Annotated in this window: 15 protein-coding genes; 14 read left to right on the forward strand and 1 reads right to left on the reverse strand. The window is 47.4% G+C overall.

What is annotated here, in order from left to right:
- Positions 1 to 13 precede the first annotated feature (13 nt).
- From OCV54_RS01865 to OCV54_RS01890, 6 genes are all read left to right on the forward strand, one after another.
- Complete coding sequence (locus tag OCV54_RS01865; protein ID WP_055222424.1) at positions 14 to 664, forward strand: HAD family hydrolase; 651 nt, start codon at positions 14 to 16, stop codon at positions 662 to 664.
- A 74-nt stretch (positions 665 to 738) separates the two neighbouring features.
- Positions 739 to 1,101: a TIGR04086 family membrane protein gene (locus OCV54_RS01870; protein ID WP_015534335.1), complete on the forward strand. Its 363-nt coding sequence runs from the start codon at positions 739 to 741 to the stop codon at positions 1,099 to 1,101.
- A gap of 72 nt (positions 1,102 to 1,173) precedes the next feature.
- Entirely contained in the window at positions 1,174 to 1,323 is a 150-nt protein-coding gene (gene scfA, locus OCV54_RS01875; protein ID WP_015534334.1) for a six-cysteine ranthipeptide SCIFF, read from the forward strand.
- 146 nt (positions 1,324 to 1,469) lie between these two features.
- Positions 1,470 to 2,834 carry a thioether cross-link-forming SCIFF peptide maturase gene (scfB, locus tag OCV54_RS01880; RefSeq protein ID WP_015534333.1) on the forward strand — a complete coding sequence of 455 codons (1,365 nt, stop codon included), beginning with the start codon at positions 1,470 to 1,472 and terminating at the stop codon, positions 2,832 to 2,834.
- A 21-nt stretch (positions 2,835 to 2,855) separates the two neighbouring features.
- Complete coding sequence (locus tag OCV54_RS01885; RefSeq protein ID WP_015534332.1) at positions 2,856 to 5,048, forward strand: protein translocase subunit SecDF; 2,193 nt, start codon at positions 2,856 to 2,858, stop codon at positions 5,046 to 5,048.
- Positions 5,049 to 5,150: 102 nt separating this feature from the next.
- Positions 5,151 to 5,843 carry an HAD family hydrolase gene (locus OCV54_RS01890; RefSeq protein ID WP_070097483.1) on the forward strand — a complete coding sequence of 231 codons (693 nt, stop codon included), beginning with the start codon at positions 5,151 to 5,153 and terminating at the stop codon, positions 5,841 to 5,843.
- A gap of 168 nt (positions 5,844 to 6,011) precedes the next feature.
- Here the strand turns inward: OCV54_RS01890 and fucO are convergent, their stop codons facing one another.
- Positions 6,012 to 7,160 carry a lactaldehyde reductase gene (gene fucO / locus OCV54_RS01895; protein ID WP_055222426.1) on the reverse strand — a complete coding sequence of 383 codons (1,149 nt, stop codon included), beginning with the start codon at positions 7,158 to 7,160 and terminating at the stop codon, positions 6,012 to 6,014.
- Positions 7,161 to 7,430: 270 nt separating this feature from the next.
- Between fucO and recJ the strand changes: the two genes are divergently transcribed.
- The 8 genes from recJ (at position 7,431) to OCV54_RS01935 (ending at position 17,699) form a co-directional block, all read left to right on the forward strand.
- Positions 7,431 to 9,314: a single-stranded-DNA-specific exonuclease RecJ gene (recJ, locus tag OCV54_RS01900; RefSeq protein ID WP_055222427.1), complete on the forward strand. Its 1,884-nt coding sequence runs from the start codon at positions 7,431 to 7,433 to the stop codon at positions 9,312 to 9,314.
- Between the two features lie 63 nt (positions 9,315 to 9,377).
- Positions 9,378 to 9,902, forward strand: coding sequence for an adenine phosphoribosyltransferase (locus OCV54_RS01905; RefSeq protein WP_015534328.1), 525 nt, complete (start codon positions 9,378 to 9,380; stop codon positions 9,900 to 9,902).
- Positions 9,903 to 9,937: 35 nt separating this feature from the next.
- Complete coding sequence (locus OCV54_RS01910; protein WP_055222428.1) at positions 9,938 to 12,382, forward strand: RelA/SpoT family protein; 2,445 nt, start codon at positions 9,938 to 9,940, stop codon at positions 12,380 to 12,382.
- A gap of 17 nt (positions 12,383 to 12,399) precedes the next feature.
- Positions 12,400 to 13,041 (forward strand): MBL fold metallo-hydrolase, encoded by a 642-nt coding sequence (locus tag OCV54_RS01915; RefSeq protein ID WP_055222488.1) that lies wholly within the window; start codon positions 12,400 to 12,402, stop codon positions 13,039 to 13,041.
- Between the two features lie 21 nt (positions 13,042 to 13,062).
- Complete coding sequence (hemZ, locus tag OCV54_RS01920; RefSeq protein WP_055222429.1) at positions 13,063 to 14,568, forward strand: coproporphyrinogen dehydrogenase HemZ; 1,506 nt, start codon at positions 13,063 to 13,065, stop codon at positions 14,566 to 14,568.
- Entirely contained in the window at positions 14,559 to 15,173 is a 615-nt protein-coding gene (locus OCV54_RS01925; RefSeq protein ID WP_055146154.1) for an HD-GYP domain-containing protein, read from the forward strand. Before hemZ ends, OCV54_RS01925 begins: the two co-directional genes overlap by 10 nt.
- 54 nt (positions 15,174 to 15,227) lie before the next feature.
- A complete protein-coding gene (gene aspS, locus OCV54_RS01930) occupies positions 15,228 to 17,060 on the forward strand; it encodes an aspartate--tRNA ligase (RefSeq protein ID WP_055146156.1) in 1,833 nt (610 codons plus the stop codon).
- Between the two features lie 189 nt (positions 17,061 to 17,249).
- Positions 17,250 to 17,699, forward strand: coding sequence for a protease complex subunit PrcB family protein (locus OCV54_RS01935; RefSeq protein ID WP_238051193.1), 450 nt, complete (start codon positions 17,250 to 17,252; stop codon positions 17,697 to 17,699).
- Positions 17,700 to 17,703: the final 4 nt, after the last annotated feature.

The raw sequence follows: 17,703 nt of genomic DNA on the forward strand, positions 1-17,703 counted from the left end.
AGGAGAAAGTGCTATGTACAGGGCAGTTGTATTTGATATGGACGGCGTGTTGGTAGACACGGAGAAGATATACAGGAAGTGCTGGAAGGAAAACGGCATGAGCATAGGGATTCCTGAGGCACAGATGGAAAATGTATGTGACCGGGTGGCTGGAGGCAACAAGACCTCCAACGCCCGGGTATTTAAGGAAATAATGGGCGAAGATTTTGATTATCTTGCGTTCAGACAGAGAACAATGGATCTGTTCGATGATCATGTGGAAAAGTATGGAATAGACATAAAGCCACATGTCGAGGACACGCTGAGATTCTTAAAAGAACACGGCGTGAAGATAGCACTTGCAACCTCCACTGCGAGGACGAGGGCGCAGCAGAGACTTGATAGCGTTGGAATAGCCGGATACTTCGATGAAAAGGTATGCGGAGACGAGATCACCCACGGAAAGCCGGAGCCTGATATATATCTGAAGGCCTGCGGGAAGCTGGGCGTAAACCCGGACGAAGCGGTGGCCGTTGAGGACTCTGTGAATGGTATCATATCTGCCAGCCGGGCAGGGCTATGTACGGTCATGGTGGTGGATCTGATAAAACCAAATGGTATCACGCGCGAGCGTGCATACAAAACCTTTTATGATATAGAAGATATATGCAGCCTGTTTGAGTAAACAGGCTGTATTTTTATTAATAAAATGAGGAGGAACATCATAATAATGTAAAGAGTAAAGAATATGGTGGTAGTATGTCTGCAAGTCAGAAATTTATGGGAGTTGTAAAGGGACTGATCCTGTCCTATCTGCTCACGATAATCATGCTGTTTATAACGGCGGTGGTCGTATACAAAGTGGGGATAAGCGATAAGGTGCTCGGTATACTGGTTGTTGTGATATACATAGTGGCCACATTTGCCGGGGGCTTTGTTACGGGCAGAAAAGTCAGGGAGAAGCGTTTCCTGTGGGGGATGGTGTATGGCCTGACTTACATATCGGTCGCATTGACCGTGTCGGTGCTGTTTACAGGTTCAGGCGACAGAGAGGGAATAGCAGTTATAACCAAGTGTATTATGTGCGTTGCAGGCGGGATGCTGGGGGCTATGCTCAGTTAAAAAAAACTTTTACTTTATATATCTTTGTGTTATAATCCCGATATATGACATAAAAAGAGAGGTGTATCCAGAATGAAGAGAATTAAAACACTCACAAACAGGACTATGAAGAATACAATGGTCAAGGGTGGATGTGGCGAGTGCCAGACATCATGCCAGTCAGCTTGTAAGACATCATGCACAGTTGGTAATCAGAGCTGTGAGAATGTTAACAACAAGTAATTTGTAACAGGTTTGTATTTGATCAGCTAAAGGGGACCGTCGTTTATGATGACAGTCCTCTTTAGTGCGTGTATAAGGGTGCCGTGTGTGGCGCCTTGAATTAGAATTTCACGGATAGATCCGATGGAATATATTGAAGGAGAATTATGGTTCATCAGTACAAGAACAATGGTTATAATATAGTGCTTGATGTCTGTAGTGGTTCTGTACATGTCGTAGACGATCTTGTCTATGATATTATTTCTTTATATGAGGAGAATGATAAAGAGCAGATTATAAAGGCACTGTCACAGTATGACAGCGCAGATGTTTCCGAGGCTTATGACGAGGTAGCCCAACTGGTAGAGGACGGAACATTATTTACAGATGACGTATACAAAGATTATATTATAGATTTCAAGAAGAGAAAGACAGTTGTCAAGGCGTTGTGTCTGCATATCGCCCATGACTGTAACCTTGCCTGCAGATACTGCTTTGCCGGTGAGGGAGAATATAAGGGAGACAGGGCGCTTATGTCACTTGAGGTGGCAAAGAAATCCCTGGATTTTCTGGTTGCGAATTCCGGTTTAAGAAGAAATCTCGAGGTGGATTTCTTCGGCGGTGAGCCGCTTATGAACTGGGATGTAGTCAAGAAGACTGTGGAATACGGAAGAAGCCTTGAGGAGAAGTATGACAAGAAGTTCAGATTCACACTTACTACCAACGGAGTGCTTCTGAATGACGAGATCATGGAATTTGCCAACAGAGAGATGGCGAACGTGGTGCTCAGCATAGATGGAAGGAAGGAAGTTCACGACTACATGAGACCTACCAGGAATGGCAAGGGAAGTTATGATGTGATACTATCCAAGTTCCAGGAATTTGCCAAGAAGAGAGCAGGCAAGAGCTACTACGTAAGAGGTACTTACACTCATAACAATCTTGATTTCTCACAGGACGTGCTTCATATGGCGGATCTGGGATTTGACCAGATATCCGTTGAGCCTGTTGTATCACTTCCGGACGAGCCATATGCTATAAAGGAAGAGGATATACCGGTACTGCTTGAGCAGTACGATATCCTGGCTAAGGAGATGATCAAGAGACATAAGGAGGGAAGAGGCTTCAATTTCTTCCACTTCATGATAGATCTTGAGGGTGGACCTTGCGTAGCCAAGAGACTTTCCGGTTGTGGTTCAGGTACAGAGTACATGGCGGTCACTCCTTGGGGAGACCTTTATCCTTGCCATCAGTTTGTTGGTGAGGATGATTTCTGTATAGGAAATGTATTCGATGGAATCAAGAATCAGGATATAGTCAATGAATTCAAGCTGTGCAATGTATATGCCAAGGATAAGTGTAAGGACTGCTTTGCAAGATTCTATTGCAGCGGTGGCTGTGCGGCCAACTCATACAAGTTCCACGGCAATATACTTGATGCATATGACATAGGTTGTGAGCTTCAGAAGAAGCGTATAGAATGTGCAATCATGCTGAAGGCGGCTATGGCCGATGAGGCAGAAGAGGAATAAAAAGGGTAAAAGGAGAAGACGATGAAGAAGACAAAGAGAAACGCTGTGCTCGTCATCATTGCCTTTCTGCTTATACTGGGTGTTGCTATATATACAGCAATATTCGGTGTTGCAGACAGAGGTAAAGTCGAGTACATCAAGCTTGGACTTGACCTTAAGGGTGGTCTGAGTGTAACTTACGAGATTCAGGAGGATGATTACAGCGACAAGGATCTCGAGGATACCAAGTATAAGATTGAGCAGCGTGTAGAGGCCTACACCAATGAGTACTCAGTCTATGAAGATGGAGACAAGAAGATCACAGCAGAGATCCCGGGTGTAACAAATGCAGATGAGATACTTAATGCTCTGAATATTGAGGGAAAGCTTGAGTTTCTTGATCCGGACAATTATACAAAGTGGTCACAGGGACAGGAGTATGAGGCTGCTCTTACAGGAGATGACATCAAGAATGCCACAGCCGGAATTGACTCAGATAACGGCAATGACAATGTGGTACAGCTTGCATTCACCGATGAGGGAGCTCAGAAGTTCGCTGATGTTACCGCGGCAAATGTTGGAAATATAGTATACATTATATATGACAACAAGGTCGTAAGTGCACCAACAGTACAGTCAGCCATAACAGGCGGAAGCGCAGAAATCAACAAGATCGGAAGCTACGAGGAGGCCGAGCAGCTTGCTACTACTATCCGTATCGGTGCACTTCCTCTTACACTTAAGCAGGTTCGTTCCAATATAGTAGGTGCTACACTTGGATCAGATGCCATCAGCACAAGCCTTAAGGCAGGTGCGATCGGTATTGCACTTGTATTTCTTATCATGATCATAGTATTCAGGATCCCAGGTCTTGTGGCATCATTTGCTCTGGCATTCTACACAATACTTGATCTGCTGGTACTCAATCTGTTCAACGTAACACTGACACTTCCTGGTATAGCTGGTGTTATCCTGTCAGTAGGTATGGCGGTCGATGCCAACGTAATCATATTCACGCGTATCAAAGAGGAGCTGGCGGATGGCAAGTCCGTAAAGCAGGCTGTAAAGGGTGGTTTCCACAATGCCCTGTCAGCCATCATAGATGGTAACGTTACAACACTTATAGCAGCTCTTGTACTTGGAATATTCGGAACAGGTACTATCAAGGGATTTGCGATCACACTGGCTATCGGTGTTGTTCTTTCAGTATTCACAGCTCTGGCAGTCAGCCAGTCACTGCTCACAGCGCTTGTAAATCTCGGCGTTACAGATGCCAAGTATTTCGGCGTTGCAAGAGAGCCAAAGAAGACAAACTTCGTGAAGGCAGGTAAGTTCTGTATGCTCGGATCACTCATTGTGATCATCGCATGCTTCTGTATGATGCCTGTTAATAATAAGTCAAAGGGTTCACCACTTAACTTCAGTGTTGAGTTTGCAGGCGGTACAAGCCTTACAGTAGGTTTTGACAAAGAGTACTCACTTAGCGAGGCTGAGAAAGATATAGTTCCTGTCATTGCAGAGGCAGCCGGTATCGGTGAAGCGGGAATATCAGTACAGACAGTATCAGGTACAAATGAGATCGTGTTCAAGATGCCTGAGCTTTCAGATGACGGAACAGATGACTCACAGATGTCCAAGGTGCGCAGCGCACTCACAGACAAGCTTGGCGCAGATGTCAAGGAGGCAAACGTAATAAGTGGATCAGTCAGCAGCGAGATGTCCAAGAACGCTATATTTTCAGTCATCCTTGCAGCTATCCTGATGCTTATATACATTGCTATCAGATTCCATGATGTGAAGTTTGGTGCAAGTGCAGTTATCGCACTTCTCCACGATGTTGCGATGGTATTCTGTCTGTATATTATACTGAGACTTACAGTTGGTAACACATGTATCGCATGTCTGCTTACCATAGTGGGTTACTCGATCAATGCGACTATCATCATATTCGACCGTGTAAGAGAGAATATAGGTGTTATGAAGCCTAAGAAGGCCACATACAAGGATATAGTCAACCTGAGTATCAACCAGACCTTCAGCAGAACAATATATACATCACTCACAACATTTGTGACAATATTCGTTCTGTATATCATGGGTGTAGCTTCTATCAAGGAGTTCGCTCTCACACTTATGGCTGGTGTAGTTATCGGTGCTTACTCTTCAGTATGTATCACAGGACCACTCTGGTACTACATGAAGACAAAGCTTGGTAAGACAGAAAAAGATGCTTAATAGAATAAAGTTATCGGACGGATGTCAGATGACAGATGATAACAGGCTTCCATGGCAGAGATGCTGTGGAAGCCTGTTGTATTATTGGGAGATGGAAGAGATATGAATTGTAAAGCAGTTGTGTTTGATATGGATGGAGTCATCCTCGATTCAGAACAATTGGTTGTCAAGAGCTGGCAGAAGACAGCGGACAAATATGGCATAGAGGACATAGAGAGCTTCTGTATGGCTGCCCTTGGACTCAACCGTGAGGCGGCGAAGAAGCTGTTCGTGCAGATGTACAAAGGAAGATGTGGTGAAGGACAGGATACATTGGATGAGGAGAGATATGAGAGCCTCAAGGGTGAGATGGCGGCGGAATTCCACCGGGCAGCGGCAGAGGGAGAGCTTGTGCTGAAGCCGGGAGTTACGGACATGCTGAAGATGCTCAGGGATAATTGCATACCATGTGCCCTTGCCACATCCACCAGAAAAGAGGTAGTCACCATGGAGCTCATCAACCTCGGGGTGATAGATTACTTCGACAAGCTTGTATGTGGAGACATGGTAGATCGGAGCAAACCCGCACCGGATATATTCCTGAAGGCCTGTGAAGAGCTTGGAGTTGAGTCGGAGAGTGCATGGGCGGTGGAGGACTCATACAACGGAGTCAGAGCAGCATATGCGGCAGGGATGAAGATTGCCATGATCCCGGACCTCGTGCAGCCGGATGATGAGATGAGGGATAAGGCAGATTTTATATTTAAGAATATGAATGAGTTTCAAGAGTATATTCTTGAGTCCATCAGAGCATGACAGATGGATCCGACGAACAAAAAAAGGACTCCTGATGCAGAGAGAGCAAAATCTCTGTAACAGGAGTTCTTTTAGTTAGTTTTTAGGGGTTTAAGGGGACTGGTGAGGTCCCATATATAATATGTAAGTCCCGGCAAAGGACTGACATATTTTGATCTAATGGGTCAGTTAGATCAATGACTCGTAGAGCTTGGTGATATCCTCCACGCTAGTCTCCTTTGGATTGCCCGGACGACATGCGTCATCGTAGGCTGACTGTGCCAGGAATGGAATATCCTCTGGCTTTACAATGTCTTTAAGGTCTGTAGGAATGCCTACATCGATGGACAACTGGCGTACTGCGTCAACTGCAGCTTTTCTGTATTCTTCCTGGGTCATGTCGTCTACGCCCTTGACGCCCATGGCTCTTGCTATCTCACGATACTTTTCTCCTGTTGCTTCTGCATTGTATTCCATTACAGTAGGCAGGATAATCGCGTTGGCAACACCGTGAGGTGTGTCATACAGAGCTCCCAGTGGATGAGCCATGGAATGAACGATTCCAAGACCTACATTTGAGAAGCCCATGCCTGCAACATACTGGCCAAGAGCCATATCTGCACGGCCCTCAGGTGTATTGGCAACAGCCCCTCTGAGCGAACGGCTGATGATCTCGATTGCCTTGAGGTGGAACATGTCTGACAGCTCCCATGCGGCTGCGGTGATGTAACCCTCGATTGCGTGTGTCAATGCATCCATACCTGTGGCTGCTGTGAGTCCCTTTGGCATGGAGCTCATCATCTCAGGATCGACAAATGCCACAACAGGAATGTCCTTAGGATCAACACATACCATCTTGCGGTTCTTCTCAACATCTGTGATGACGTAGTTGATAGTTACCTCTGCTGCGGTTCCGGCTGTAGTTGGAACTGCAAATATAGGAACTGATTTATTCTTTGTAGGTGCAACACCCTCCAGACTTCTGATGTCTGCAAAATCAGGGTTGGCAATAACTATGCCGATACCCTTGGCAGTGTCCATGGATGATCCGCCGCCTATGGCGATGATGTAATCTGCCTCAGCAGCCTTAAATGCGGCCACACCCTGCTGCACGTTCTCTATAGTAGGGTTTGGCTTGATGTTGGAATAGATCTCGTATGCAAGTCCTGCACCGTTCAGAACATCGGTGACCTTCTTGGTCACACCGAACTTGATCAGATCAGGATCTGAGCACACAAGAGCCTTGGCGAAGCCTCTGCCGACTGCCTCTGTGGCGATCTCAGCGATGGCACCCGCTCCGTGGTAAGAGGTTTCATTGAGTACGAATCTGTTTGCCATAAAAATATCTCCTCCTTTGCACTGCGCATTTGTGATAGAACTTCCAGATACTGCCATCAAAATGCACAAAAGATATATTAAAAATGTATATTTATTATAACATTTGTACAATAAAAAGCAAATAGACATAACAGGTGAAATGTCAACATTTACAGGCAAAATGGTGGCATTTACACTGGTAATACCATAATGCGTCTGCTAAAATATGTGGATGGATACAGCAGGGATGCGGATATGTCCCTGCGATTAAAATGATACGGAGAACAGAAGATGACATTGACACCGGAGCAGAAGGATATAATAGATAAATATGTGAAGAAGCCAGAGTGGAGAGTGGCGGGCAAAAGAGCGGACTTTAATGCCATAGGCGAGAGGTTCGGTGTGAGTCCTGTTGTGGCGAGGGTTATCACGAACAGAGGAGTCACCGGGGAGAAAGCCATAGCTATGTACCTTGATGGCGACTGGGATTCCATGCACGATCCGGCACTGATGAAGGATATGGTGGAAGCCGGTGAGATAATAAAGGAAAAGCTCAGCGATAACAGGAGGATAAGGATAATCTCGGACTACGACGTGGACGGAGTTACCTCCAATTATATATTGCTTCTCGGTCTTCGGAGAACATGGGCGGCGCTGCACGGAAGCTGCGCTGATGACTGCACCGTGGTGGATTACGACATTCCACATCGAGTGCATGATGGATACGGAATAAATAAAAGACTTATAGATGCCGCCATAGCGGATGGTGTTGATACTATCATAACCTGCGACAATGGAATAGCGGCGATAGAACAGGTGAGATATGCGAAGGAGCGCGGGCTTACGGTCATCGTCACGGATCACCATCAGATCCCATTTGAGGAGAGTGATGGCGGCGAGCGGGTATATATGCTGCCCCGGGCGGATGCGGTCATAGACAATCAGAGGCAGGACTGTGAATATCCATTCAAGGGGCTGTGCGGGGCCGGCGTTGCGTTCAAGCTCATCCAGTACATGTACAGGATATGCGGGATAGCCGAGAGCGAGGTAAATGAATTCATGGAGATCCTGGGGCTGGCTACCAACTGTGACATGATGGATCTGGTGGATGAGAACAGAATCTATGTAAAATATGCCCTTGAAAGTCTGAAGGACAGCCGCAATCCGGGTCTGAATGCCCTCATGAGGCTCAGCGGCAGAAATGAGAAGAAGATATCAACGTATGATCTGGGATTTCTGATAGGGCCGTGCATCAATGCGGCGGGAAGACTGGGGGATGCGAAACAGAGCCTTGAGTTCTTGCTTGAGAGAGATCCAAATGTCGCCGAGGCAAGGGCTAGGGAACTGCTGGCTGTCAACAATGAGAGAAAGAGCATGACGGAGGCCGGAGCCCGGCATATCACAGATATGCTTGAGACAGCCACTGTGAACGGAGAGTTCGGACAGGCGGCTACCCTTGCTGACAAGGTGCTTGTGGTGTATATACCGGCTGTACATGAGAGCGTTGTGGGAATAATCGCCAGCAGGCTCAAGGAGGCATACACAAGACCTGCGATGGTGTTCACGGACGCAGAGACGCCGGGGATACTGAAAGGATCGGGAAGATCCATAGACAGCTACAACATGTTCGAGGAGCTGAACCGGTTCCGGGAGATGTTCACTGCATTTGGCGGACATGCCATGGCGGCGGGCTTTTCCATAGAGAAGGAGAGGCTTGACGAGCTGAGGCGGAAGCTCAATGAAGCGGCGGTGCTGACGGATGAAGATATAACACCTAAGCTGATGATAGATGTGGCCATGCCGCTGGCGTACAACAGCATAGAGCTGACGGAACAGATCGAGAGGCTTGAACCATACGGAAAGGGTAACAGGAAACCGCTGTTTGCACAGGCGGCAGTACCGGTGCGAAGGGCGCAGATACTTGGAAGAAACAAAAATCTTCTGAAGCTCCAGCTTGATACCGGGTACGGAAGGTGCGTGGATGCCATAGATTTTGATCCGGATACATTTGTGAATAACATAAAACAGTGGTTTGGAGAGGATGAATGTGTTAAAATGTTAAATGGTCAGCCGAACGCCGTAGTGATAGATGTAGCATACTATCCGACCATCAATGAATATATGGGAAGACGTTCACTCCAGATGAAGATGGAGGCCTATAACAAGGGAATATAAGCTGACTTTGATGAGAATATTATTAAGTACATTTGTAATATATATCATACAGGAGGACGTAAGATGAGTGAGGTAGAAAAGTATATCAAGAGTATTCCTGATTTTCCACAGCCGGGAATCATATTCAGGGATGTGACAAGTGTAACTGAGGATCCTGAGGGCATGAAGCTGGCCATCGATGAGATGGATAAGCTGCTGGAGGGAGTAGATTACGATGTCATCGCCGGAGCAGAGTCCAGAGGATTTATATTTGGAGCACCGCTGGCCTACAAGAACGGCAAAGGACTTGTTCTCGTGAGAAAGAAGGGCAAGCTTCCAAGAGAGACCGTGGAGATGTCTTACGATCTTGAGTATGGACAGGCTACTATAGAGATACATAAGGATTCCATCAAGCCGGGTGAGAAGGTTGTGCTGGTGGATGATCTTATTGCAACAGGTGGAACCATAGAGGCTGCGGCTAAGCTTATAGAGAGCCTTGGCGGAATAGTAGTCAAGATGGTATTCCTCATAGAGCTGACAGACCTGAAGGGAAGAGAGAGACTTTCCAAATATGACGTGGCTTCAGTAGTACAGTTTGAGGGCGAATGATCAGGGCAGAATAAAACAGGAAGTGTGGTGAGCATATGGGAGAGACATTGGATAAGACACAGGACAATATAATAGCTCAGGAGACAAAGAGGGCTGCGGAAGCAGGTGTTATCACCTCGGAGCAGGCCACGAAGGATGGAATAGCAGCCATCGAGAAGGCTCTTGCGTCTGGCAAGAATGTTCCTCAGAATGAACTTATAAAGCTGGAGGAGCAGGCGAATAAGCAGATGAAGGCGAAGAGAGAGATAGATCTGTCCACACCGGCAGATTTTACACCGCCGGAGGAATTGTATAAGGAGCTTATCTCAAGGATACTCACATATCACCCATCTGCCGACATCACTATGATAGAGAAGGCATATAAGGTGGCGGACGCTGCCCACAAGGGACAGCTCAGAAAGTCCGGGGAGCCTTATATCATGCACCCTCTGAATGTGGCCATAATCCTGGCAGAGCTCGAGCTTGACAAGGAGACGATAGTGGCTGGAATACTTCACGATGTCGTTGAGGATACAGTCATGACATCTGAGGAGATAGCAGCGGAGTTCTCCGAGGAGGTTGCTTTCCTTGTGGATGGAGTTACGAAGCTGACACAGCTCAAGATGACCACGGACAAGATAGAGGTTCAGGCGGAGAATCTGCGTAAGATGTTCCTCTCCATGGCGAAGGATATCAGAGTCATACTGATAAAGCTGGCGGACAGACTCCACAATCTGAGAACCCTCCAGTATCAGTCACCGGAGAAGCAGATAGAGAAGGCCAGGGAGACCATGGATATATATGCGCCTATCGCACACAGACTTGGTATCAGCAAGATCAAGGTCGAGCTGGATGACCTGTCCATGATGTACCTCATGCCGGATGTGTACAAGGATCTCAAGGCGCAGATAGATGAGAAGCTTACCGAGAGGGATGCTTATATCAAGAGGGTCGTTGCCGATGTCAAGAAGCATATCGATAATGCCGGACTTGAGGCTGAGATAGACGGAAGAGTAAAGCATTTCTTCAGTATATATAAGAAGATGAAGAACCAGAACAAGACTCTGGATCAGATATACGATATATTTGCGGTACGTATCAAGGTGAATACGGTCAGGGACTGTTACTCAGCACTGGGTATCATTCATGAGATGTACAAGCCTATTCCGGGAAGATTCAAGGACTACATAGCCATGCCTAAGTCCAACATGTACCAGTCCCTTCACACCACACTGATCGGACCTGAGGGACAGCCATTTGAGATACAGATAAGAACCTACGAGATGCACAGAACGGCTGAGTATGGTATCGCTGCACACTGGAAGTACAAGGAGAACATAACCGGTACGGTCATGCAGAAGGAGGAGGAAAAGCTCTCCTGGCTCCGTCAGATCCTTGAGTGGCAGAGGGATACCGATGACAACAAGGAGTTCATGAGCTTTGTCAAGACTGACCTTGATCTCTTTGCTGAACAGGTATACTGCTTTACTCCTGCCGGAGATGTTAAGAACCTTCCTAGCGGATCCACACCTATAGATTTTGCCTATGCCATTCACACGGCGGTGGGCAACAAGATGGTCGGTGCAAGGATCAACGGACGACAGGTTCCTATAGATACCAAGCTTAACAACGGAGATCGTGTGGAGATCATAACCTCACAGAACTCCACAGGACCAAGCCGTGACTGGCTGAATATAGTCAAGAGTACACAGGCGAGGACAAAGATCAACCAGTGGTTTAAGCATCAGCTCAAGGATGAGAATATCAGCCGCGGAAGAGAGCTCATACTGAACTACTGCAAATCAAAGGGAATAGACTACTCCATGTACTCAAAGCCTGAGTATCAGGAGAAGATATACAAGAAGTACAATTTCCAGGATTGGGACTCCATAGTTGCCGCCGTTGGACATGGCGGAATCAAGGAAGGTCAGATAGTAAACCGTCTGATTGATGAGTACAACAAGGAGCACAAGCCACAGTCTGCCACGAACGCTGAGGTTCTGGACGAGTATTCGGTGAAGAAGAACCATGGCAACCATACCGGCAAGGGTGGAATAATCGTAAACGGCATAGATGACGTTGCCGTGAGATTCTCCAAGTGCTGTTCACCTGTTCCGGGGGATGAGATCATAGGATTTATCACCAGAGGACGAGGTGTGTCCATACACCGTACCGACTGTGTAAATGTGTTGTGCATGAGCGAGGCGGACAGAGCCAGAGTCATCGAGGCTGAGTGGAAGGATGACGCTGTTGCATCGAACACATACATGACCGAGATAAATATATATGCAGATGACAGAAACGGCATATTATTTGACATAACCAAGATCCTCAGCGAGGCAAATATAAACGTAAACAGTATCAACAGCCGTACAAGCAAGCAGGGCAAGGCTACGATCACGATCTCATTTGCGATCAAGTCGAAGGAACAGTTGAATACGATAATTGCCAAGATAAGGAATGTTGATAATATAATTGATATAGAGAGAACTACGGGCTGATGGCCGGAAAGGTTTATATGGCGGAATTAAAAGTTATCAGAAGTGAGCTGGGAGGATTCCAGACGAATTGTTATATAGTGGCAAATGAGCAGACCGGGGAGGCGATAGTCATTGATCCTTCATGGAATGCGAATTATATATACAACACACTGAAGAATAATGAGTATACCTGCGTTGGCATTTATCTCACCCACGGTCATGTGGATCACATGGCGGCGATGGGAGATCTGAAGAAGCTCACAGGCGCGGATACATATGCTTCGGAGGACGAGAAGGAAGTTCTCGGCAACAGCAGGGTGAACCTGTCGGCGATGATGACCAGTGTATTTGAAAAGGTGATAGAGACTGAGACGGATCACTATCTGAGCGACGGCAGTGTGAAGAAGCTGCTTGGCACTGAGATGAGCTGCATCAGTGTGCCGGGACATACCAGAGGCGGAATGTGCTATTACTTCGAGTCAGAGAATATACTGTTCTCAGGGGATACGCTGTTCAAATACAGTGTGGGAAGATCGGATTTCCCTACAGGTGATGAGCATGCGCTGCTCGAGAACATAAGAGAGAAGCTGTTTGTGCTTCCTGATGATACCGTGGTGTACCCTGGACACGGGGAGACAACACTTATAAGAAAAGAGAAGAAGATGAATCCGTTCTTCTGATGGGCGGATCATGGTGGAAATATGATATTACTGATACAGAATATAGAAGATTACAACAATGATCTCCGGGTGAGTCTCCAGGCCTTCTACGGCGGTGAAAGAATAGTGGTCCCGGAGATATTTGACAAAAAGCCGGAGCTTAAGGCGGAGATAGACAAGGAGCTTGTGGCGGATATAGATGACAATAGAATAAATATAGAGCTGTATTCTGTAGCAGACGGAGGAGAGCGGACTTTGGCGTGCAGCACACAGATCCCTGTGGATGGCGACTGCCGGGATAAGAGTACCGTGAGGAATCCGTTAAAGCTGGCGATATACAACATGCTTTCGGAGTATACAGACCGCAGACTTCCGTGGGGCTCACTGACGGGTATCAGACCTACGAAGATAGCTGTGTCTTATATGGAAGCCGGGATGACCTCAGAGGATATAATAGGAAACTACCAGGAGATATATGGAACCTCCCGTGAGAAAGCCGAGCTGGCAGTGGCGGTGGCTGACAGGGAGAAGAAAATCATAGACTCTGTGGCGGAGGAGGACGAATACTGTCTGTATATAGGCATACCGTTCTGTCCGACAAGATGTTTGTACTGTTCATTTACCTCATATCCGATCGCGGTATATAAGAATAAGGTGGATGCATATCTGGACGCAGTCGAAAAAGAGATGGCATACGTTGCGGAGGCATATTCCGGAAAACGGCTCATATCAATATATGTGGGAGGCGGAACGCCGTCATCCATATCTGCGGAGCATATGGACAGACTCTGCAGCATGATAGAGAAGTCATTTGACCTGTCACAGGTGAGGGAGTTCACCATAGAAGCGGGCAGACCGGACAGTACCACATTTGACAAGCTTGAGGTCATGAAGCGCCACGGAGTGACGCGTATAAGCATAAATCCACAGACCATGAACGAGGAGACATTAAGGACCATAGGCAGGGCACATACGCCGGAGCAGACGGTCATAGCCATGGAGAATGCCCGGAGAGCGGGCTTTGACAACATCAACATGGATCTGATAGTGGGACTTCCGGGAGAGGACACGGACAGTGTGGAGAACACGCTGAGACAGGTGAAGGAGCTTTCCCCTGAAAGCCTGACGGTTCACACCCTTGCCATCAAGAGGGCGGCGAATCTGAACATAGAGATGGACAAATACCGTGACACCCTGAAGTCGGATATAGACAGCCAGCTCGGTGCTGTTACGAGGGCGGCGGCTGAGATGGGGCTTGATCCATACTATCTGTACAGACAGAAGAACATGACCGGCAATCTGGAGAACGTGGGTTACTCGAAGCCGGGGCTTGAGTGCCTGTACAATATACTCATCATGGAGGAGAGGACTGACATCATCGGTCTCGGTGCCGGAAGTTCATCGAAGCTTGTGGTGAGACCAGGACATGACGGAGTGACAGAGGGGACACGTATAGACAGAATAGAGAATTGTAAGAGTGTAGACGATTATATAGCTCGAATAGATGAGATGATCGAGCGTAAGAAAGCGGGATTTATATGGGATTAGCATTGGAGAAGGATGCAGAAGAATGCTATTCAGTTGATATGAATGATGCGGTGCGCCATGGAATGTGTGTGAGTGTACTGGCATCTGAGCTGGCGAGGGAGCTGGGCTGTGATGAGGAATTCATACACAAGGTTGCCGTGGCGGGAATGCTGCACGATGTGGGCAAGCTGCAGGTGAGTCCTTACATATATGGACGGCGGCAGGGTGCGATGAAGATCGAGGAGATGAGATACGTCAGGCTGCATGCCAAGCTTGGCGCGGAGATACTTAAGCGTGAGGGCTACGATCAGGACATAGTGGATATGGTGCACTATCACCATGAGAACTATGACGGCTCGGGATATCCGTACAGGATGCGGGGCGAGGAGATACCACTCGGCGCAAGACTTATCAGAGTGTGCGATGTGTTCAGTGCACTGGTCAGCGACAGACCATACAGGAAGGCATTTGACGCGGATACGGCATTTGGAATGGTGATAGATGAGGTGAGACACTTCGACATGAGGGCGTTCCTGGCGTTCCAGCGGCTGATCAACACCACAGACATCATGAGCAGGGTGGATCAGGTGCTTCACGGCGATATTCCAGGTCTTGACGAAAAATGAAAAAAGTGTATAGTGACATAAGGAAAGTTTTTAATTTTAGGAGGATAGCGTAAGATGGCAGAATCTATGCAGGGGCTTAAGAGAAGCCACAGATGTACAGAGGTTAGCAGTGCCAACATAGGTGAGAAAGTTACCGTGATGGGCTGGGTTCAGAAGAGCAGAAATAAAGGTGGAATAATCTTTGTAGATCTTCGAGATAGAAGTGGAATATTACAGGTTATATTTGAGGAGTCACAGTGTGGCGCAGAGTGCTTCGAGAAGGCAGGAAAGCTCCGTTCAGAGTTCGTTGCAGCCATCGAGGGAACAGTGTGCAAGCGTGCGGGTGCAGTGAATGAGAACCTTGCAACAGGAGACATCGAGGTCGTTGCAAGCAGCCTCCGTATACTGTCAGAGGCAGAGACACCTCCATTCCCTATAGAGGAGAACAGCAAGACCAAGGAGGAGATAAGGCTCAAGTACAGATATCTCGACCTCAGACGTCCTGATCTCCAGAGAAATCTTATCATGAAGAGTAAGGTAGCCACCATCGCCAGACAGTTCATGGCAGATGAGGGATTCCTTGAGATAGAGACACCTATGCTGACCAAGTCAACACCAGAGGGAGCAAGAGATTACCTTGTGCCAAGCCGTGTACACCCTGGTACATTCTACGCTCTGCCACAGTCACCACAGCTCTTCAAGCAGCTTCTTATGTGCTCTGGTTACGACAGATATTTCCAGATCGCAAGATGCTTCCGTGACGAGGATCTCCGTGCAGACAGACAGCCGGAGTTCACCCAGATGGATATGGAGCTCTCATTTGTTGACGTTGACGATGTAATCGATGTAAATGAGCGTCTTCTTGCAAAGCTCTTCAAGGAGATACTTGATCTCGACATCCAGCTTCCAATTCAGAGAATGACATGGCAGGAGGCAATGGACAGATTTGGTTCAGATAAGCCTGACCTCAGATTTGGACTCGAGCTCAAGGATGTCAGCGATGTTGTCAAGGACTGTGAGTTCGGAGTATTCACAGGTGCCCTTGCAAATGGCGGAACAGTCCGCGGTATCAATGCCGAGGGACAGGGAAGCATGCCTAGAAAGAAGATAGATGCCCTTATTGAGTATGCAAAGACATACGGCGCAAAGGGACTTGCATATATAGTTATCAACGAGGATGGAAGCTACAAGTCATCATTTGCCAAGTTCATGACAGAGGAGCAGATGAACGCCCTTGTGGCAGCCATGGATGGAAAGCCTGGCGACCTGCTTCTGTTCGCAGCGGACAAGACAAAGATCGTATGGACAGTCCTCGGCGCACTGAGATGCCATCTGGCAGAGCTCATGGGACTTGTGGACAAGAATGTATACAGATTCGTGTGGATCACAGAGTTCCCACTTCTTGAGTGGTCAGACGAGGAGAACAGATTCACAGCTATGCACCATCCATTTACCATGCCTATGGAGGAGGATCTTCAGTACATCGATTCTGATCCGGGCAGGGTTCGTGCAAAGGCTTATGATATAGTATTAAACGGAAATGAGATCGGTGGAGGTTCAGTCAGAATCCATCAGGATGACATTCAGGAGAAGATGTTCGAGTGCCTTGGCTTTACAAAGGCCGAGGCTCACGAGAGATTCGGATTCCTTCTGGATGCGTTCAAGTACGGAGTACCACCTCACGCAGGACTTGCCTATGGTCTTGACCGTCTGGTCATGCTCATGGCAAAGCAGGATTCTATCCGTGACGTAATCGCATTCCCTAAGGTAAAGGATGCATCATGTCTCATGACAAATGCGCCTGACTATGTAGACGACAAGCAGCTCGCTGAGCTTGGAATCGAGGTCACACCAGAGGCTGAGGCCGAGATCGAGGCTGAGAAGAGCGCACCTGCAGACGCAGAGTAGAATGACAGAATAATATACAGAAGGACGAGCTTCTGATACGGAGGCGGGATATCAAACAGGATATCCCGCCTCTTTTTTGCGTTTACAGACATAAAGAGCAAATGGGGTACATATACTATACCAAAGTGTGTTAAGTGGCTTAAAATGACAGCCAGACACCTTAAAAAGCAAATGGCGGAGGTGATACATGTGGAAAATGAAAAAGAGTTTCTAAGAGGGAGAATGTGGGGCAGACTTACCTTCCTGCTGGTGGTTGCACTGGAGCTCATGATATTCTGCGTTGGATGTGCAAGGTTTGAGGTGTCGGACAGTGGTGAGCCGCTGCTCTATGACGTGTGCGATGAGACCATGCTGCCGGATGAACTGGTTACCATCATAGACAAAAAGAAGGAAAACCCATTTAATCTCGTATATTCAAACAGCACATATACATATATAGTCATCGCTGCGGGCATGCAGGAGAGGGATGACGTTGGGGTGACTCTGGAGGAGATGTACAAGGACGACAATGCCATTTACATCAAGGGAGTTTTAAGGCAGGTGGCGACTCCGACGGATGGCGTGAAGGGGGACAATGTATCATTTCCTTATATGGTGGTCAGGATAGTGAAGATGGATCTTCCGGTTGTATTCAAGTAGAACG

Source organism: Coprococcus aceti, from assembly GCF_025567285.1.
In the GTDB taxonomy this organism is placed as follows: Bacteria; Bacillota; Clostridia; order Lachnospirales; family Lachnospiraceae; genus Coprococcus; species Coprococcus aceti.